The organism is Micromonospora pisi (assembly GCF_003633685.1).
Taxonomy (GTDB): Bacteria; Actinomycetota; Actinomycetes; order Mycobacteriales; family Micromonosporaceae; genus Micromonospora_G; species Micromonospora_G pisi.
In genome coordinates, this window is the sequence record NZ_RBKT01000001.1 from 4659840 (window position 1) to 4678183 (window position 18344).

The 18344-nt window shown below is 69.4% G+C and carries 16 protein-coding genes and 1 tRNA gene; 10 read left to right on the plus strand and 7 right to left on the minus strand.

Annotated elements, in window-relative coordinates; all coding sequences use genetic code 11:
* Window positions 1–55: 55 nt before the first annotated feature.
* The 4 genes from BDK92_RS19760 to BDK92_RS19775 all read right to left on the minus strand — a co-directional run bounded on the left by BDK92_RS19760 (window position 56) and on the right by BDK92_RS19775 (window position 3004).
* Entirely contained in the window at window positions 56–1219 is a 1164-nt protein-coding gene (locus tag BDK92_RS19760) for an NADH-quinone oxidoreductase subunit D (RefSeq protein ID WP_211349293.1), read from the minus strand.
* A gap of 71 nt (window positions 1220–1290) precedes the next feature.
* Complete coding sequence (locus BDK92_RS19765) at window positions 1291–2127, minus strand: class I SAM-dependent methyltransferase (protein WP_121158038.1); 837 nt, start codon at window positions 2125–2127, stop codon at window positions 1291–1293.
* Between the two features lie 46 nt (window positions 2128–2173).
* A complete protein-coding gene (locus tag BDK92_RS19770) occupies window positions 2174–2539 on the minus strand; it encodes a class I SAM-dependent methyltransferase (protein ID WP_121158039.1) in 366 nt (121 codons plus the stop codon).
* Between the two features lie 102 nt (window positions 2540–2641).
* Window positions 2642–3004, minus strand: coding sequence for a cupin domain-containing protein (locus BDK92_RS19775; protein ID WP_121158040.1), 363 nt, complete (start codon window positions 3002–3004; stop codon window positions 2642–2644).
* Between the two features lie 200 nt (window positions 3005–3204).
* Here BDK92_RS19775 and BDK92_RS19780 point away from each other — a divergent pair, with 200 nt between their 5' ends.
* The 7 genes from BDK92_RS19780 to BDK92_RS19810 all read left to right on the plus strand — a co-directional run bounded on the left by BDK92_RS19780 (window position 3205) and on the right by BDK92_RS19810 (window position 10480).
* Complete coding sequence (locus tag BDK92_RS19780) at window positions 3205–4707, plus strand: condensation domain-containing protein (RefSeq protein WP_121158041.1); 1503 nt, start codon at window positions 3205–3207, stop codon at window positions 4705–4707.
* 130 nt (window positions 4708–4837) lie between these two features.
* Window positions 4838–5590, plus strand: a complete 753-nt coding sequence (locus BDK92_RS19785) for a YoaK family protein (RefSeq protein ID WP_121158042.1) — start codon at window positions 4838–4840, stop codon at window positions 5588–5590.
* A 257-nt stretch (window positions 5591–5847) separates the two neighbouring features.
* Window positions 5848–6732, plus strand: coding sequence for an efflux RND transporter periplasmic adaptor subunit (locus BDK92_RS19790; protein ID WP_246017135.1), 885 nt, complete (start codon window positions 5848–5850; stop codon window positions 6730–6732).
* Window positions 6729–7505 carry an ABC transporter ATP-binding protein gene (locus BDK92_RS19795; protein ID WP_121158044.1) on the plus strand — a complete coding sequence of 259 codons (777 nt, stop codon included), beginning with the start codon at window positions 6729–6731 and terminating at the stop codon, window positions 7503–7505. Before BDK92_RS19790 ends, BDK92_RS19795 begins: the two co-directional genes overlap by 4 nt.
* Entirely contained in the window at window positions 7502–8821 is a 1320-nt protein-coding gene (locus tag BDK92_RS19800) for an ABC transporter permease (protein WP_121158045.1), read from the plus strand. Before BDK92_RS19795 ends, BDK92_RS19800 begins: the two co-directional genes overlap by 4 nt.
* Before the next feature lie 139 nt (window positions 8822–8960).
* A tRNA-Lys gene (locus tag BDK92_RS19805) sits at window positions 8961–9033 on the plus strand.
* A gap of 265 nt (window positions 9034–9298) precedes the next feature.
* On the plus strand, window positions 9299–10480 hold the full coding sequence (locus BDK92_RS19810) for a low temperature requirement protein A (protein WP_121158046.1): 1182 nt from the start codon (window positions 9299–9301) through the stop codon (window positions 10478–10480).
* A 71-nt stretch (window positions 10481–10551) separates the two neighbouring features.
* Here the strand turns inward: BDK92_RS19810 and BDK92_RS19815 are convergent, their stop codons facing one another.
* Window positions 10552–11760 carry a low temperature requirement protein A gene (locus BDK92_RS19815; RefSeq protein ID WP_121158047.1) on the minus strand — a complete coding sequence of 403 codons (1209 nt, stop codon included), beginning with the start codon at window positions 11758–11760 and terminating at the stop codon, window positions 10552–10554.
* Between the two features lie 240 nt (window positions 11761–12000).
* Between BDK92_RS19815 and BDK92_RS19820 the strand changes: the two genes are divergently transcribed.
* Together BDK92_RS19820 and BDK92_RS19825 are read left to right on the plus strand one after the other, a co-directional pair.
* The gene (locus BDK92_RS19820) at window positions 12001–15324 is read left to right on the plus strand and encodes an ATP-binding protein (protein ID WP_121162403.1); all 3324 of its coding nucleotides are present in this window, start codon (window positions 12001–12003) and stop codon (window positions 15322–15324) included.
* A 359-nt stretch (window positions 15325–15683) separates the two neighbouring features.
* A complete protein-coding gene (locus BDK92_RS19825) occupies window positions 15684–16370 on the plus strand; it encodes a hemerythrin domain-containing protein (protein WP_121158048.1) in 687 nt (228 codons plus the stop codon).
* Window positions 16371–16465: 95 nt separating this feature from the next.
* On the opposite strand, the gene BDK92_RS19830 is transcribed toward BDK92_RS19825, so the two are convergent.
* Complete coding sequence (locus BDK92_RS19830; protein WP_121158049.1) at window positions 16466–16855, minus strand: DUF2267 domain-containing protein; 390 nt, start codon at window positions 16853–16855, stop codon at window positions 16466–16468.
* Window positions 16856–17091: 236 nt separating this feature from the next.
* On the opposite strand from BDK92_RS19830, the gene BDK92_RS19835 reads away from it, so the two are divergent.
* A complete protein-coding gene (locus BDK92_RS19835; protein ID WP_170208623.1) occupies window positions 17092–17499 on the plus strand; it encodes a YbaB/EbfC family nucleoid-associated protein in 408 nt (135 codons plus the stop codon).
* A 70-nt stretch (window positions 17500–17569) separates the two neighbouring features.
* Here the strand turns inward: BDK92_RS19835 and map are convergent, their stop codons facing one another.
* On the minus strand, window positions 17570–18337 hold the full coding sequence (gene map, locus BDK92_RS19840; RefSeq protein WP_121158051.1) for a type I methionyl aminopeptidase: 768 nt from the start codon (window positions 18335–18337) through the stop codon (window positions 17570–17572).
* Window positions 18338–18344: the final 7 nt, after the last annotated feature.

Genomic DNA, 18344 nt, shown 5'->3' on the forward strand with positions numbered 1-18344 from the left:
TCATCCGATGGTCGCCCCGGCCCGGTGACGTCGCCGGGCCGATGGCGTCCGGGGACTACTTGTCGATGTCGCCGACGACGAAGAACATCGAGCCGAGTACGGCGATCAGGTCCGGCACCAGGCAGCCGGGGAGCAGGGTGGCGAGGGCCTGGACGTTCGCGTACGAAGCGGTGCGCAGCTTCATCCGCCACGGGGTTTTCTCGCCCCGCGAGACGAGGTAGTAGCCGTTGATGCCGAGCGGGTTCTCGGTCCAGGCGTAGGTGTGCCCCTCCGGTGCCTTGACCACCTTCGGCAGCCGTACGTTGACCGGTCCGCTGATCCGGTCGACCTGGTCGAGGCACTGTTCGGCCAGGTCGAGTGAGACGTACACCTGGTCGAGCAGGACCTCGAACCGGGAGTGGCAGTCCCCGGCGGTCCGGGTGACGACGGGTACGTCCAGCGACCCGTACGCCAGGTAGGGCTCGTCCCGGCGCAGGTCCAGGTCCAGGCCGGAGGCGCGGGCCACCGGCCCGGAGGCACCGAAGGCGGCCGCGTCCTCGGCGGAGAGCACACCCACGCCGACGGTACGGGCGAGGAAGATCTCGTTGCGCCGGATCAGGTTGTCCAGGTCGGGCATCCGGCGGCGTACCTCGCCGATCGCGGCCCGGGCGCGACCGGTCCAGCCGGCCGGCACCTCCTCCTTGATTCCGCCGACCCGGTTGAACATGTAGTGGATCCGGCCGCCGGAAGCTTCCTCCATCACCGCCTGGAGCGTCTCCCGTTCCCGGAAGGCGTAGAAGACCGGCGTGATCGCGCCGATCTCCAGCGGGTACGAGCCGAGGAACATCAGGTGGTTGAGCACCCGGTTCAGTTCGGCGAGGGCGGTACGCAGCCAGATCGCCCGTTCGGGGACCTCGATGCCCATCAGCCGCTCCACCGCCAGCACGACGCCCAACTCGTTGGAGAACGCGGAGAGCCAGTCGTGCCGGTTGGCCAGCACGATGATCTGCCGGTAGTCGCGGACCTCGAACAGCTTCTCCGCGCCCCGGTGCATGTAGCCGACGATCGGCTCGCAGGCCACCACCCGCTCGCCGTCGAGCACCAGCTTGAGCCGGAGTACGCCGTGCGTGGACGGATGCTGGGGGCCGATGTTGAGCACCATGTCGGCGGTGTCGAGCCCCGCCCCGGTGCCGACGGTCAGCTCCCGCAAGGCGCCGGTATCGGTGGTCATACCCGCCATCGTGGCACGCCGCGCCGCCGCGACGGCACAGCCCCGCCCAATCCGCCCGCCGCGCGCCCGGACCCGACCGGCTACCTTTTCCGACCGGTCAGGATGGTCACCCGGACCTGTTCGGTGAACCGGTCCTCGGGAATCAGTGCCTGGCGGACCTGGTCGGCGAAGTCCGGTCGCCGCTGCGGTGCGGGCAGTTGGTCGACGGGGAAGGCCGAGTAGAGGCTGCCGACGAGTTGTTCCAGGTCCAGGCTCGCCTGGTACGCGACGTACGTCTCGTGGGTCTCGAAGCCAGCGGCGGCCAGACTGGCCCGGTACCGCTGGTGACTGTCGGTGTCGGTGCCGCAGGCGTAGTCGAGCCGCCTCCCCGACCACCGTTCCAGGAACGCGCGCAGCGCCCGTGACCAGGTGGTGTCCTGAAGCCACAGTGGAGATCCGTTTGTCACCACCGCCACGCCGCCGCTGGGACGTACCAGCGGAAAGAGGGTGGGAAACAGGTCGTCCGGACGCATCCAGTGCAGTGCCTGCCCGATGGTCACCGCGCCGACCGAACCGGCGCCGAGCAGCGCGCCCAGCGCGGGCAGGTCGGTGTCCGTACCGAGCAGCCAGCTGGTGTTGGTGAGGCCCCTGCCGTCGGCGGCGGACCGGGCCCGGGAGAGCATGTCCGGCTCCGGGTCGACGCCGACCACGGCACGTACCCGCCGGGCGATCGGTGCCGCGAGTTGACCCGTGCCACAGCCGAGGTCGACCACGGTGTCGTCGCCGGTCAGCCCGAACGCCGCCACGAGGGCGTCGATCACCGCCTCCGGATAGCCCCGCCGGTACCGGTGGTAGAAGTCGACGACCTCGCCTCGGAAGCCCAGTCCCGGTCCCGGCGCTGGTTCCGTTCTCGCTGCTCTTGTCGGCGTGGCTGCCATCGGCACAGCGTGGCAGTCGGGGTCCGTACGGGAAAGGCGATTCTGCTCAGGGCAGCCGACGTTCAGGAGCGCCGGGCGATGGTGATGATCTCCGGGCTGGTGGCGGTGACCGGGTTTCCGGTCCAGTCCCCGTACTGTCGTTCGACCGCGAGCCCGGTCGCCGCGAGATGTCCGGCCGGGTGCGGGCCTGTTCGAGCATTCCGTGCGCCGGGTCGAGTCCGCAGAGCCGGCCGCCGTGTCCGCTGGACCGGGCCCGGTGCAGCAGCATGCCGGTGCCGCAGCCGATGTCGAGTACGTTCTCCGCCGCCATCACCAGGGGCAGGTAGAAGCCGAGGTCGTCCTGCTCCTGCCAGGGGTGGAAGAGGTCGCACAACTCGGCGAGCCCGTTGTCGGCGAACTGGTGGTCGGCCATCACGCCTGTCTATCAGCTCGCCTGGTTGCCCGCGACCGGGATAACTCGGGACGGCAACCGGGGCCGGGCGGCGTGTCCTGACCGACGGCTCGGGCCGGAGGATCACCCGACGGCGTAACCGGGAACCGACGGCCACCGTACGGTCAGCACCACCGACTCCTCCTCGGCGTACCAGGAGTGGTCCACGCCCCGACCCCAGACCACGTAATCGCCCTGCTTCGACAGCAGGACGCTCCGCCCGGGCAACTCCACCCGGAAGCGTCCGCTGATCAGCATGAGCAACGCGGTACGCCGCTCCCCGGTGACCCACTGCGCGCGTTCGTCGCCGGGCGGGTGGACACCCCACTTGATCTCGACGTCCGCACTGTGCCGGACATCGTCGGCCGGCTTGAAGTGCCCGAGCAGCCAGCCCCGGTCGCCCGGAGCGTCCACCCCGGCGTTGCCGACGTACACGTCCTCGATCATGGTCCGGGAAGCTAACACGGGCCGCGTTGGCGAGATCGCCGTACGCCGGGATCGGCCGAACGGGCGCCGAGTTCACTTTCTCGCCGGTGCCAGCGGGCGGGTGGCCACCCCGATACTTGTCGCGGGTCGGTACGGCCTCGCCGGCGGGTTCCGTCGGCCACACTCCGCCGACCGCGCCGAACCGTGAGGCGGGAGGTCGAGTGTCGGTACACGAGGAGGTGGCGCTCGCGCGGAAGTCCCCGACGCACGGCCCACCGCCACCGGCGGACGAGTGGATCGACATCGAGTTCGCCGACGCCGACATCGACGCCGTTGTGGACGTGGCCGCCGACGAGGACGTGGCCGCCGAGGGGACGGGGCGGCGGCGGGCCGGGACGCCGGACCGTACCGCGCCGCTGACCTGGGGACAGTGGGCACTGCGGTTCGGAGTCGAGCGCTACCCCGCCAACCGCATCCTGATCAACATGCGGCGGGTGGTGCCGGTGCCCCGGCGTGCCCCGGACGGGGTCGACGACGTACGCCGTGCGGTCGGAGCACTGGTCGGCCGGCACAGCTCGCTGCGTACCCGAATGCCGGTCACCGACGGGCGGTGGCACCAGGCGGTCGCCGCCGCCGGCCGGCTCCCGACCCTCCTGGCCCGCGCCGCCGCCGACGACGCCGACGGTACGGCGACCGCTCGGGCGGTCGCGGACCGCCTCGCCGCCACCGCCTTCGACTTCGCCGAGGAGTGGCCACTGCGGGTGGCGCTCGTCCTGGTCGACGGGCGGGTACGGCAGATCGTCGTCGTCTTCAGCCACACCACGGTCGACTTCGGAGCGGTCGAGGTCCTGCTCCGCGACCTGCGCCTGCTGTTGCTGCGCGGCACGCTCGACGCGCCGGTCGGCCCGCAGTCGATCGACGTCGCCGGACGGGAGCAGGACCCCCGGTACCGGCGCCGCAGCATCCGCTGCGTCGCCCGGTGGAGCACCGGCTTCGGTCGTCTCACCGAGCAGACCCTGCCGTGGCGGGCACCGCCGCTCGAACCGAGGTTCCGGCGGGCGTTCCTGGAGTCGGGGGCGGCCGACACCGCGCTCCGGCTGCTGGCCAGCCGGCACCGGGTGACCAGTTCGACGGTGCTGCTCACGGCGACCACCGTGGTCCTCGCCCGCCGGTCCGGCAACGAGGTCGTCGGCCTCTACACCATGGTCAGCAACCGTGCGCTCGACGGTTACCGCGAGGCGGTCGCGAACCTGGCCCAGCTCGGGCTCGCCGTCGTCGACCTGGCCGACCGGCCCAGCTTCGCCAACCTGTTGCCAACCGTGTGGCGAGCCGCGCTCGACGCCTACCGGCACGCCTACTACGACCCGTCCGACCTGCGCCGCACCCCCGAGTCGACCGGTTACCCGAGCGCTCCCGGTACCAGCCCCCACTGCTACTTCAACGACATCCGGCTCGCCACCGACCTCGACCTCTTCGGCCGCGCGACAAGTGAAGCCGAGGTACGCGCCGCCATGACGGGCACGACCTTCTCCTGGCTGGAGCACCTCGACGACTTCCCCTGGCGTACCCGGGTGGAGGTGGTCGACCGGCCCGGGGCGCTCGGCTTCATCCTCACCGCCGACAGCGCGTACCTGCCGCCGGAGGAGGCCGAGAGTTTCCTGCGCGAGCTGGAACAACTGCTGGTCGACGCGGCCTTCCGTGACCTGCCCTGGCCCTGGGAGTAGCCCGCTACGAGGTTGGCTTCGGTCGAACCGGAAACCCGGCCGGGCCCGGTGGTTACGATGCTCCCAGCGATCACGCCGCCCGGCGGGCTGCCGGCAGCGGCCCGCTCGGCTCGGACGAGGGCGGTGGCGCATGGCGAGACCAACCGGTCCGGACCTGCCGGTTGCCGCGAGATCCGATCACCCGAGGCCGTTCACCGCCACCGTCGTCCTGCTCTCGCTCGCGGCCGGCGGAACCGACGCGATCAGCCTGCTCCACCTCGGCGGGACCTTCTCCAGCGTGGTCACCGGCAACATCGTGGTGCTGGGTGCGTCGGCCACCGGACTCGAGGTGGCGACCCTGGTACGGGTGGTGGCGGCGATCGGGTGCTACGGACTGGGGGTCTTCGCCGGCGCCCGACTGACGGCCCTGCCCCGGTACGCGACCCCGCCCGGTCCACGTTGGCGTCCCCGGGCGGCGATCACCTGCCTGGTCATCGAGGCGCTCCTGCTCGTCGCCTTCTGGGTGGGTTGGCTGGCGGCCCATGGTGCGCCGAGGGGCGACGTACAGCTTCCGCTGATCGCGCTCGCCGGCCTGGCGATGGGGGTGCAGAGCGTTGCCGTACGGGCACTTGGTCGCGCCAATCTCTCCACCACCTATCTCACCGGTTCACTCACCCGGATCGTCAGTGCGATCGGCACTCCCAACTGGCGACGACAATTCGACGGCGTGCAGGCACTCGCACTCGTCGGCGTTCTGATCGGCGCGGGAATCGCCGCGTTGGTAACGGAATTCCTCCCCTGGGCGGGACCGTTGCCGCCCGTGTTGTTCACCGTCACCGCTGGTGGGCTTCTACTCGCCGACGCGATCGGCGGACGGCAAAGTGGAGCTCGGCGGGCGTCATAGGACATCGAAAACGCGCCCCTGACGGTAGTCTTTGCCAGGTTTCGATCGTCGACGCGACGGTCGCCTTCCTGTGCGGGTCACCAATACCCCGCGTCTTGTACGGATGTACGCCTTAAGCAATCGAGTTGGGGGCACCGGTGCGAAGGCAATTCCTACTCCGTTCGTGCGTTCTCGCCCTGGCGGTGGGCGCCGTCGCCGGGTGCACCGAGTCCGGGCCGGAAGCGGAGGTTCCCGGACTCGCGTCCCGGGGTACGACGATGACCACGGTGCAGCCCACCCGCCAGGATCTGACGAACAAGGTCAGCCTCGCCGGCAAGGTGACCGTGAATCCGGTGTTCGGGCTGGTGTCGCCGGTCAAGGGGCAGGTGCGCTATCTCGACGTCAAGGCGCCGCAGAGCACCCCGACCAAGCCGACCCGGGTGGCGAGTGTCTGGGTCTCCGGCAAGGCACACCGGATCGACGTGCCGGCCGGCGCGGTGTTCAGCGGCCGCCTGGCCGACGACCGTTCGACGGTCACCGCCGGGATGCCGGTCGTCTCGGCGAAGATGATCGGCTACGGGCTGGTCGCTGACCTGGACGGTGCCCAGGCGTACCAGATCGCCGACGGGCTCGCGACCGTCCAGGCCCAGATCAAGAACGGACCGGGGCCGTTCCCCTGCGACGTGCTCGGCACGATCGCGGCGCTGCCCGCCGGTACGATCCCGGACCCGCCGGCCCCGCCGCCCGCCGCGCCGCCGTCCGGAGCGCCCTCCGCCCCGCCGGCGCCGGTGGCCCCGCCGGAGCGGAACCAGACCGAGCCGTCGGAGGCGACCGGGCTACGTCTGGTCTGCACCGCCCCGGCCGACGTGAGACTGATCAACGGTGCCAGCGCCACTCTGGAGGTGGTGACCGCGCGCGCCGCGAACGTGCTGGTGCTGCCGGTCGAGTCGGTCGCCGGTGCGCAGGGCAAGGGCAAGGTGGACGTGGTCAACCCGCAGGGGGTGCGGGAGACCAGGGACGTGGTGCTGGGGCTCAGTGACGGCAAGGTCGTGGAGATCAAGTCGGGCCTCACCGGTACGGAGACGATTGCCGTACCCGGCCCGGACATCCCCGCCGCGAAGCCGGCCGAGGGTGACCCCAACGCACCGATGGGTGTGAAATGACCGCCCTGCTGGAGTTGCACGGCCTCACCAAGACGCTCAAGGGGCAGCAGGCCCCCCGGCCGATCCTCACCGGTGCCGACCTCAGCGTCGACCGGGGCGAGAGCGTGGCGATCCTCGGCCGTTCCGGCTCCGGCAAGAGCACCCTGTTGAGCCTGATCGGGCTCTTCGACCGGGCCGACGGTGGCCAGTACCTGCTGGGTGGCCGCGACATCACGAAGCTTCCCGAGCGTAAGGCGGCTGCCCTGCGCAGCGCCGAGTTCGGCTTCGTGTTCCAACGGTTTTTCCTGCTCAAACACCTGACCGCCGCCCAGAACGTGGCGATGGCCCTGGTCAACGGTCAGGGCTGGACGTCGCGACGCAAGCGCCGGGCGAAGACCCTCGCGGCGCTCGACCAGGTCGGCATCGCCCACCTGGCCAAGCACCGGCCGGCTCGCCTTTCCGGCGGTGAGCAGCAGCGGGTCGCGGTGGCGCGGGCGCTGGTACGCGATCCCCGCCTCCTGCTGGCGGACGAGCCGACCGGTGCCCTCGACACCGAGACCGGCAACCTGGTGATCGAGGTGATGCGGGCCGCGACCGACCGGGGCTGCGGGCTGATCCTGGTCACCCACGACCAGGACCACGCCAACAAGATGCAGCGGGTGGTACGCCTGCACGACGGACTGCTCCACCCGGTCGTCGGCGCAGGCACCGCCGCCGCCTCGGCCACCACCGCCGCCTTGCCGACGGTGGTCGACGGGTTGTCGCCGGCCGAGGCGGGGACGGTGGTCCGGTGATCCGTCTCTCCGGGCGGTTCCGCTCCGCTCTGATCATTGGTGGCCAGGGCATCCGGGCGCGTAAGACCCGCACGCTGCTGTCGATGGTCAGCCTCTTCCTCGGGGTGCTGGCCGTGGTCGTCGTACAACTCGGCGCCGAACTCGCCGAGCGAGCCCAACTTGCCAACCTGGAACTGCAGGTGGGTAAGGACGGCACCCGGCAGGGGTTCCTGTCGGGTGACGCCAACAGCGTCCGGATCAGCCAGGAGACGCTGGCCGGGCGACCGGACGCGACCGCGATCCTCAACCTGCAGGCGATCATCGGGGAGCCGGACGTCACCCCGGTCAACCCCGGTGCGGCCCCGTTCGACCAACCCGGCATGTTCGGCAACTACCGGACCACCTGCGACATGAGCGGGAACTGCTACTCCGTAGGGCTCGACGCTGCCGGCGTGGAGGCGGCGGTTCCCGGTGCCGCGATCGAGCTGAGTCTGCTCGCCCTGACCGGTGACGTGCGCCAGTTCAAGCCGTTCCGGTCCGTCGCCGGTGACTGGCTGGACTTCTCGTCGACGCCGTCGCTCGCTCCCGGACTGGTCATCAACGAGGAGGCGGCGAAGGGTTTCGCGCGCTACCAGGTGCCGGCGGAGATGCGGGTCGTCGGAGCGACAGCCAATCCGACCCCACGGATCATCGGGGTGGTGGACGACGGCAACCAGCAGCCGACCGCGTACGCCCGGGCCGACGAGATGGGGAACTGGTTGCCGACGCTGACCGGCGGCGGCAACTACGGACCCGGCCTCCAGGTCATGTTGGCACCGACCGCGCTCGACGCGGAGCAGTTGCTACGGGTACGGATGGTCGCTGCCGGGGTCCCCGCCGAGCAGATCCACTTCGAGACGATCAACGCGCGCGAGCGGATCGCCAAGGAACTGGCACTGTTCCGCTGGATCTTTCTCGGCATGGCCGGGCTGGTCCTGTTGATCGGGGTCGCCGGAATCCTGAACGTCGGACTCGCCACGGTCGGCGAGCGGGTGGAGGAGTTCGCGCTGCGTCGGGCGGTCGGCACCCCACGTTCGCTGCTGGCCGGAATCGTACTGGCGGAGACACTGCTCACCGGGCTCTTCACCGCCGCCCTCGCGATCGGGCTCTGTGCCGCCGGGGTGAGCGCGGCCAGCGCGATCTTCGGTGGGCAGCAGCAGTTCCTCCAGGATCTCGTCTTTCCCTGGGAGGCGGGGGTGGCGGGGGTGATCGCCGGTCTGGTCGCCGGTGTGCTCGGCGGTCTCATCCCGGCGGTACGGGCGGCCCGGATTCCGATCGCCACCGTCATGCGGGCCTGAGACGGGTCGGACGGAGCAGGGCCGGCGGGTCGCCCCGGGGGGCGTCTTCGGACGTCATGTCGGTCGGATATCCGTACGCCCTGCTCCGCCGGCCGGCCCGGCGTAATCAGAGGGCTATCCGGTAGTCTTTGCTCCCAGCGGGCTGTTAGCTCAATAGGCAGAGCAGCTGACTTTTAATCAGCGGGTTCTGGGTTCGAGTCCCAGGCGGCCCACGTTGATCATGGCTCTGACCTGGCGTTTCTGTCAGGTCAGAGTTTTTTCATGTCTGGTATGGACGGCTGTGTGACCGACGTGTGATCTACGGTTCGGCGGGGTCCGGGATGACCCGCGTTGGTGGGTCGGGTGCTGTTGCTGCTACCGGCTGCGTCGGCGCTGGTCCAGCGTCGGCCGGTTACCGATCGATTCGCGTTCGTTGAGGCCCCCAGGAGCGGCGATACCACTACCATAGTGGGATGATTCCGGCAGAATGAGTCTCCGATGGCTGATGACGTCGGCGTGGTTCGGGAAGCGACGGGAGAACATCGCCCGGCGTTTCTCGAACTCTTCTTCGACCTGGTGTTCGTCCTCGCGTTGATCGTGCTCGCGGCGGATCTGTCCGCGACACTGTCCTGGTTAGCCGTCGCGCGAACGCTGATCCTGTTCCTGGCGTTCTCACTGGTGTGGGCGCTGACCTCATGGGCAGCGGACACCTTCGATCTGAGTCGCCCGCGTGGTCAGGTGCAGGTCTTCTGGGTGATGACGGGCAGCCTGGTGATGTCGGTCGCGGTCCCGGAGGCGTTCGACGGACGAGGGCTGCTCTTCGCGATCGCGTATCTCGCGATCCAGCTCGGGTCAGCCACGTATCTCGTGATCACCGGTCGCCAACAGGTACTACGGATCCGTAACCGTCGGATCCTCTTCTGGGTCGGCATCTCCGGGGTGGCCTGGCTCGCCGGCGCGTTCGTTCCCGGCACCCCGCGCACGGCGCTGTGGGGACTGGCGATATTGATCGAGTACACGGCGGCCGTGCTCGGCTGGCCCACGCCGAAACTCGGCCACTCCGTAGGGTGGGAGTGGAAACTCGTCGGTGAGCGCGTCGCCGAACGCTACCGCCAGCTTCTGATCATCGCGCTCGGGGTGTCGATTTTCACAGCCGGGCTGACGCTCAGCCCCGACAACTACACGTCCCATCGGATCGCCGCCTTCGGGGTGGCGTTCGCCACAGTGGTGCTGATGTGGCGGATCTACATCTACCGTGCCGGTGAAATCCTGCCCGATGCCATCGTCGCTTCCACCAATCCATCCAGGTTCTGCCAGTTCGCGGCGGTGGGCCATCTCGTCATGGTCGCTGGCCTCATCCTCACCGCGGCCGGCACCGCACTCGTGATCGACCACCCGTTGCGCCCGGCCGACCCGAGCTGGGGCGCGATCATGCTCAGCGGCCCGGCACTGTTCCTGGTCGGCCGCAGTGTGCTCGCCTACACCGTGTTCGGCAGAGTGTCGTGGAACCGTCCCATCGGGATCATCCTGATCGGCCTGCTCGTGCCCACCTTCCCCGTCCTCCCGCAACTCACGATCATGGCGCTCATCCCGCTCATCCTGCTCGGCATCGCGGTGGCGAACATGATCACTTACGGAAGACGACCGAGACCGCCCGCGCCCCCACAGCTACGTCTCTGAATCCTCGTCGTCGACCGATTCCTGACCTGACACGGGCGCTCAGTGACGACGAGCGGACGCCGGCGGCGTCTCTACGAACCCCGTCCGCCAGCGACTTGGGCACCTGGAGAGAGCGACCGGGGGTGCGCAACCGCCAGCTCGACGACCAGCGTCGCGGCGAGCACCACGTCGATCAGGATCAGCACGGCGAACATCGGAAGCAGATGCAGCGCCGGCGTCATGGCGAGCAGCACAAGCATCCCGATGAGGCGCGGGCGGAACGACCGGTGGACCAACAGATCGAACAGTGAACTGCCGAACAGGAAGAGTGCGGGTCCGGCAGCGATGCAGACCGTCCACGCCACGTTCTCCTTCTGCAGCGGGTCACGCGCGGCCAGGTCGGCGGCGACCGCCATCACCACGACACCGGCAACCATCACCAGATGGCTGTGCGACATGAGGATTCCTCGACGTATTTGTTCCAGGAGCACGATGGACGGCCCGGCGATCAGTTCCCTTACCCTGTTGATGTAAATCTGGAATACCAGGAGTGCTCCGACGAACGCGGCCCCCGCCGCGGCGACACTTTCGGTCGGGAGTGGGCCCCCGACGACACGCAGGCCGACGCTGAGGATCATCTCTCCGAGCGCGACGACGAAGATCTGCCGGTGCCGCTCGTAGAGATGGGGACCAGTGAAGATCCGGGAGGCCAGTTCGGTGCGGCCGAGGCCCGGTGTCGGCCATCCATAGGTTGCCGAGACATATTCGATGACGAGCGCGGCGGCCCACAGCACCAACTGGATGTCGCCGTGCGCGATCGCCCCGCCGATCCAGAGCGGGCTGGTGAGACCGTGCCAGAAGATGACCCGGATGCTCCTGGCCTGCACGGTTCGGTTGACCCTGGTAGCGGGGATAAGGAATCCATCGCGGGCAACATGGATGGCGAGGTACGCGCCGGCGAAGAACAGGGCGCGCGCCTCGAACGCGGTCGGCATCACGAGCGCCATCGCCATGACGCCGAGCATGATCAGGATTACGAGTAGCTGGATCTTCGGCAGGCGCGGATTGAACAGGTCGGTCAGCCAGACAGTCAGTACCCAGACCCACCACGCGGCGAGAAGCAGCAGGACCATCTCGAACGCGCCGTGCCAGGTCAGGTTCTGGACCAGTTCGTGCGCCAACTGGGCGAAAACCAATATGAAGGCGAGATCGAAGAAGAGTTCGAGGAACGACGGAGGTGCGGTCTCACCTGGGGGACGGCGGATCGCCGGTATCAGATGTCCGTCCCGTGGCCACTTCATGGCCCTTTTGTACCATCTTTCGGAATTGTACCCCCGACCTTCGCTGGTGACGCCACCAGCCCGCGGCCCATCGTTGTCGCAAGCTGCAGCTTTGCCGCAACGAATCAAATGTCCGCGCGAACCGGGCGTGAGATCGTGGGCGCGGGACGAAGCGCGGGTGATGAGGCCGTCTCCTGATCGCCGTAACCGGTCCTGGAATCGGCCGGCAGGGCTACCATTGCCCGCGTCATGCTGCTTCGGGTGCTTGGACCGTTCGAGGTCGAGGTCGACGGGGGCGATGCGGTCGATCTCGGGGGACCCCGCCAGCGTGCCGTACTCGCCCTGCTGCTGTCTGCTCGTGGTGAGGTCGTTTCCGTCGATCGGATGATCGACGATCTGTGGCGGGGTGAGGCGCCTCCCCGGGCGATCGCCTCCCTCCAGGCGTACGTCTCGAATCTGCGGCGGCTGTTGGAGCCGTCCCGTGAACGCGGGACGCCCGGCCGGCTGCTGGTGACCGCACCGCCCGGGTACGCGATCCGGGTGCCCCCGGACGCCGTTGACGCCTGGCGGTTCGAGGGGCTGCTGGCTGAGGCGCGTTCGGTCAGTGTCACCGACCCGGTCCACGCCCGCCGGCTGCTGGAGGCCGGGCTCGGATTGTGGCGTGGGGACGCGTACGCCGAGTTCGTTGGGGAGCCGTGGGCGCAGTCGGAGGTGCTGCGGCTGGGGGAGTTGCGCCTGGTGGCTCGGGAGTTGCTTCTTGATGTGCGGTTGCGTACGGGGAGTGCGGCGGAGGCGGTGCCGGAGGCGGAGGTGTTGACGCGGCAGGCGCCGTTGCGGGAGGAGAGTTGGCGGCTGTTGGCGTTGGCGTTGTGGCGTACTGGTCGGCAGGGGGACGCGCTCGCGGCGCTGCGTCGGGCGCGCGTCACCCTGGTGGAGGAACTCGGCCTGGATCCGGGACCGGCGCTGGTCGAGCTGGAGAACGCCATCCTTGGGCAGCGCCTTCACCTGCTTCCGCCGCCGGCCACGGCCGGGGCTCTCGTACCGCATGCCGGCACCGAGCCGCCGAGCCTGGTCCCGCCCGTGGACCCGCTGCCGGAGGTTTCGCCGGAGGAGTTGTTCGTCGGGCGGGAGGCGGAGCTGGCGGTTCTCGGGGAGGCGGCGGCCGAGGCGGTCAGCGGGGGGCCGCGGATTGTGTTGCTGACCGGGGAGGCGGGTGCTGGTAAGACGAGTGTGCTTTCCCGTTTTCGGCGGGAGCTCGCCGGCCAGGGTTGGTTGGTCACGGTTGGGCGGTGTCCGGAGGTTGAGGGTGCTCCGCCGGCGTGGGCGTGGGTCGAGGTGCTTCGGCAGCTGGCTGAGGAGGTGCCGCCGGGGGATCTCGCGTCTGCGCTCGCGCCGCTGCTCGACGACACCGATCCTGGAAGCGGTGGTGATGTCGCCGCCGGGCGGTTTCGGTTGCATCGCGCGGTCGTGATGTGGTTGCGTGCCGCGGCGGCCCGCAGGCCGGTCGCGATCCTTCTCGATGATTTGCACGCCGCTGACGCGGAGACGTTGTTGTTGTTGACCAGTGCCGCTGAGTTGACCGACGTGGCGATCCTGTTCGTCGCGGCGTTCCGGCCCGCCGACAACCGTGACCGGCTCGCCGAGAGCATGGCCCTGCTTGCCCGCCGGTCACCCCGGCGGGTGCACCTGGATGGGCTCGCGGCGGTTGACGTCGAACAACTGATCCGCACCTTCACCGGTACGGCTGTCGACCCGGACACGGTTGCGGCGTTGGCCGAGCGGACCGGTGGGAATCCGTTCTATGTGCGGGAGTCGGCCCGGTTGCTTGCTTCCGAGGGTGCGTTGGTGGCGACGTCGGAGGTGCCGGAGGGGGTTCGGGACGTGTTGCGTCGGCGTCTTTCCCGGTTGCCGGAGTCGGCGGTGGCGGTGTTGCGTCTGGCCGCTGTCGCGGGTCGGGAGGCGGATGTGGAGACGCTTGTCGAGGCCGCCGACGCCGACGAGGGCACTGTTCTGGACGGGTTGGAGGCGGGGTTGGTCGCGGGGTTGCTCGTCGAACCGGCGCCGGGGCGGGTGCGGTTCGTGCATGGTCTGGTCCGCGACACCATCTACACCGACCTGTCGCACCTGCGCCGGTCCCGGATGCATGCCCGGGTCGCGGCCTGTATCCGCCGGTTGCGTCCTGATGACTATCCGGCGTTGGCTCACCACTATGCCCGGGCGGCGTCGTCTGACACCGCCGGGCTCGCTGTCGACTACGCGGTCCGTGCGGCTGAGTTGGCGCAGCGGCGGTACGCGTACGACGCGGCGATCGAGACGCTGGGCAACGCGGTTGACGCCGTCGATGGCGTGGTCAGGGATCGTGACGCGTTGCGGGTGGATCTGCTGGGCCGTCTGTTGCGTGCCCAGGCGCGTGCCGGGGCGGTGGCCGCGGCCCGGGATTCTCGTGCCCGGGCGGTCGAGATCGCCGCCGACTCGGGTCGGGACGAGTTGCTCGTGGCTGCGTTCACCGCGTGGAAGGTCGCGACACCGTGGCTGATTCGCGCGTACGGGGTGGTGGACCACCGGATTGTCGAGTTGCTCACCAGGTTGTTGGGCAGGGACGACCTGGATCCGGTGGACCGTTGTCGGCTGCTGGAGGCGTTGACCAACGAGCTCGACGGCGAGGACGACCCCCGTGGCCCGGCGGCGGGGCTGGAGGCGCTGGGCATCTCGCGTGGGTTCGACGACCCCGAACTGCGTGCTCTCGGGCTCGCTGCCCGGCTCCGTACGATGCGGTTCGACCTGGAGGCGCCGCAGCGGCGGGACCTGGCGTGGGAACTTCGCGATCTCGCCACCGAGCATGGCCTGGTGACCTACCACTGGCTGGCCGAGCAGACGCTGAGCCAGAGCGCCACCGCGCTCAACCAACCAGAGGAACTACGCGCCAGCATCGCCCGGCAGGAAGCGATGGTCAGCACCTACCGGCTCCACGAGGCGATCGGGATCGGCCTCGCCACCCAGGCCGCACTCGCACACATCGCCGGCGACTTCACCACCGCGCAGCGCCGCTACGACGAGGCCGCCGAACAAATGCAACAACAGGGCTCACTACACGCCGACAGCCTCCGCTTCTTCTCCACCGCGATCCTGCTGACCACGCAGCGGCGCCTCGGTGAATACCTGGAGCCGATCCGAGCCGCGCGCGGGATATTCGGTCCGATCGTCGACGACCTGCTGGCGCTGGCGCTCATCGAGAGCGGCCGGGTCGAGGAGGCCAGGGTCACGCCGTTCGGTGTTCACTCCTATCGTCCCGATTACTTTCAGTCGGCACTTTTCACGGTGCGGGCGATGGTTGTCGTGGCGCTGGGCCGCACGGACCTGGCGCAGCCCGTCATCGACGAGCTGCTTCCGGTCCGGGAACAGTTGGCCGGTTTCTCCAGCACCGCGTTCACGTTGCGCCCGGTGGCGTTGACGCTCGGCGAGCTGTTCCGCCTGCAGGGCCGTACCGAGGAGGCGGCGCGGCACTTCGCGCTGGCGGCGGAGGTGGCCCGCCGGTGGGACGCGCCGTACTGGCTGGCGGAGGCGGAGTCCGCGCTCGCCGCCTGACCCCGGCAGGCCGATTAGCAGATTCCAAGCTGGCTGCAAGTGGTACGGATCAGGCTTGGTTGAACAGTACGATGCCACACCCGTGTCCCGGAGGGCGTTATGTCCCGCGCGTGCCCTTCCTGGGTGCTTCCTGCGCCGAAGCCAACGTCGTCGTGCACTGTCCGCGAGTGCTCGGCCCGGTGGTGCCGGGGGGCACCGCACGGCAGGCTCCCCGCGTCGCGCGACACCGGGTGTTCTCAGCGCCGGCACACGTTACCGGTGACACGGCATTCGTCACGTCCGAATCGTGCCCACCGCCGCCGGTTTCGTTTCCGGTCGGGCGGTGCCGAGTCAACCAACGAACACTGGAGTGAAGAGACATGCCCAGCGCTGCCACACCGATGGCCGACAGCCGTGACATGTATATGGTGCACACCGTCTTCCGGCGTGAGTTCGGAGCGGCCCCACAGGTGATCCGGAACGTGGCGGACGGGGACGTCAAGCGCGCACGGTTGGTCGCCGACCATGTGGAGCTGCTTACCTTTTTGCTGAACACGCACCACAAGGGTGAGGACGATCTGGTCTGGCCGAAGCTGCTTGAGCGCGGCGCAACCGAGATCGCTCCGATGGTCGAGACGATGGAGCGTCAGCACGAAGCGATCCACGGCCCGCTGGATGAGGTGGACGCGAAGCTCGGCCAGTGGCGCCGGACGGCGGATGCCATCGAGCGCGACGCGCTCGCGGCGGCCGTCGAGCGGCTCATCCCGCCGCTGTTGGAGCACCTGGCCACGGAGGAAGCCAACCTCCTGTCACTGATCGACAAGCACCTGACGGCTGCCGAATGGGCCGAGGTCGCTGCCGCCAGCATGGGCAAGCTCCCGAAGGGCAAGCTGCCGCTCTCCTTCGGCATGGCACTCTACGAGGCGGAGCCCGAGCATGTGCAGGTGTTGAAGGAGGCTGTTCCGACGCCGGTCTGGTTCGTCTTCTCCCGCCTCGGTCCGCGTGCGTACGCCAACCACTCCCGGCGTATCCACGGCACGGCCACGCCCGCCCGCTTCGCGGGCTGAGCTGGCCCGGTCAGCTTCGGCGCGGCCTGAGGCGGGGGTTCGTGCTGCTCCCAGCGGCATTGTGGTGACCGGGTGCGGGGGAGGGGGGTGCCCGGTCACCCCTTGCGGGGTACGGGCTGGATGAGCGTACGGAACTCCGCCGGCAGTTGAGCGATCGTGTCCTCGAACTCCTTGGGTCCGACGACCCGGTGCATGGTCTGCAGGACGGCTCGTACGCCCCGCTCGGCGGCACTGGGGTCGACCGAGGCGCGGTCGGCTACCCGGCGGAGGAATTCGTCGTACCCGAACGCCTCCGGGTCGGCCTGCCGTTCCTTGCTGAGGAACGGGCGTAGCTCGTGCGCCACTCGGTTGGTCAGGTCGTCGATCTCCCCGCCGCTGATCCGCTCGGTGAGCGTACGCAGGGTCGCCTCGGTCAGGGACTGGGCCGTTTCCGCTGGTACGTCGGCTCGCGCGGCGACCTTCTCGAAGAACGACAGTTCGGCCATGGTCCGTCCTCTCCGCCCCTGAGACTCGTGTCCCTTCCCATCCCTGCGGCAGCGTGGCTACCCGAACCCATCGCCGGCAAACGGGCGGTGTGCAGCCGTTGTGAGTGAACCGGGGCGGTGTCGGGCCTGGTGGTCGGGGGTTCCGGTTCTGGAATACGACAATCCACAGCAGACGGGACCGGATGGGACCTGCTCGGGACAGTAGTCTGAGGGCTGGTTGTTGTCGGGGAGGCGCGATGCTTGGCGAGGGCGGGTTCGAACGTCAACTGGTGGACGTACGCGCTCTGCTGCGCGAGACCATCAGCAGGGCGTCCGAGGAGGGGCGTGACGAGCCAGGGGAGTACGTCGCCGAGGCGGCCGACGGCCGGATCCGGGTCACTGTGGGGACGGACGGACGGGTTGGCGCGGTGGAGATCGATCCTCGGGTGCTGCGCGAGGGGGCGGAGTACCTGGCCGACGAGTTCCGTACGGCGGTGAACGCGGCCCTTGACGGGCGGGGTGAGCAGAACCGGACGGACGAGCCCGTACCGGACCTCGACGCGCTGAACAGTGCGGTCGAGCGCCTCCAGGATCAGAGCATCCGCCAGATGCGGGAGATGACCGCGACCATCGGCGAGGTCATGCGGAAGCTCCACAAGAGCTGACCGTCTCGGCGTGGTGATCGCGACAGCGGCTGGAGGGCCTCTGCGACGAGACCGCTCCAGCCGGTGCGGGTCAGGGTGCGGTGAGCACCACCGGGCCGGCGGCGGTGACCGCGATGGTGTGTTCGAAGTGGGCCGCACGGCTGCCGTCGGTGGTTGCGATCGACCAACCGTCCGACAGGGTGCGGCAGCGGCTGTCGCCACCTTCGATCAGCATCGGTTCGATCGCGATCACCAGCCCTTCCCGTAGCGGTAGGCCACGGTTCGCCTCGCCGGTGTTGGGAACCGACGGGGCCTCGTGCATGGCGGTCCCCACCCCGTGTCCGCCGAGCCCCTCCGGCAGGCCGTAGCCGGCGGCGCGGGCGACCGACTCGACGGCGTACGAGATGTCGCCGATTCTGGCGCCGACCCGGGCGGCGGCGATGCCGGCGGCGAGCGCCCGGTCTGTGGTCTTGGAGAGGCGCCGGGCGGCGTCGTCGATCTCGCCGATGGCGACGGTGATCGCCGCGTCGCCGTGGTAACCGTCGATGTACGCGCCGCAGTCGATCGAAAGCAGGTCGCCGTCGGCGAGCACCCGGCGGTCCGGGATGCCGTGTACGACCACGTCGTTGACCGAGAGGCAGAGCACCCCGGGGTAGGGCGTCGGGGCCCAGGCGGGGTGGTAGTTCAGGAACGACGGTTTGGCACCGCCGCTGGCGATGAGTTCGGCGGCGAGCAGGTCGAGGTCGATCAGGCGTACGCCGGACCGGGCCGCCGAGGCGACGGCGGCGAGGGTGTTGGCGACGATCCGGCCCGCCTCGCGCATTGTCGCGATCTCGGCTTCTGATTTCAGGACAACCATGCCTGGT

Coding starts and splice junctions, on each gene's coding strand:
- BDK92_RS19760 (WP_211349293.1), bottom strand. CDS start 1,219: ATGGCGGGTATGACCACCGATACCGGCGCCTTGCGGGAGCTGACCGTC.
- BDK92_RS19765 (WP_121158038.1), bottom strand. CDS start 2,127: ATGGCAGCCACGCCGACAAGAGCAGCGAGAACGGAACCAGCGCCGGGA.
- BDK92_RS19770 (WP_121158039.1), bottom strand. CDS start 2,539: ATGGCCGACCACCAGTTCGCCGACAACGGGCTCGCCGAGTTGTGCGAC.
- BDK92_RS19775 (WP_121158040.1), bottom strand. CDS start 3,004: ATGATCGAGGACGTGTACGTCGGCAACGCCGGGGTGGACGCTCCGGGC.
- BDK92_RS19785 (WP_121158042.1), top strand. CDS start 4,838: ATGGCGAGACCAACCGGTCCGGACCTGCCGGTTGCCGCGAGATCCGAT.
- BDK92_RS19790 (WP_246017135.1), top strand. CDS start 5,848: ATGACCACGGTGCAGCCCACCCGCCAGGATCTGACGAACAAGGTCAGC.
- BDK92_RS19795 (WP_121158044.1), top strand. CDS start 6,729: ATGACCGCCCTGCTGGAGTTGCACGGCCTCACCAAGACGCTCAAGGGG.
- BDK92_RS19810 (WP_121158046.1), top strand. CDS start 9,299: ATGGCTGATGACGTCGGCGTGGTTCGGGAAGCGACGGGAGAACATCGC.
- BDK92_RS19815 (WP_121158047.1), bottom strand. CDS start 11,760: ATGAAGTGGCCACGGGACGGACATCTGATACCGGCGATCCGCCGTCCC.
- BDK92_RS19825 (WP_121158048.1), top strand. CDS start 15,684: ATGCCCAGCGCTGCCACACCGATGGCCGACAGCCGTGACATGTATATG.
- BDK92_RS19830 (WP_121158049.1), bottom strand. CDS start 16,855: ATGGCCGAACTGTCGTTCTTCGAGAAGGTCGCCGCGCGAGCCGACGTA.
- BDK92_RS19835 (WP_170208623.1), top strand. CDS start 17,092: ATGCTTGGCGAGGGCGGGTTCGAACGTCAACTGGTGGACGTACGCGCT.
- map (WP_121158051.1), bottom strand. CDS start 18,337: ATGGTTGTCCTGAAATCAGAAGCCGAGATCGCGACAATGCGCGAGGCG.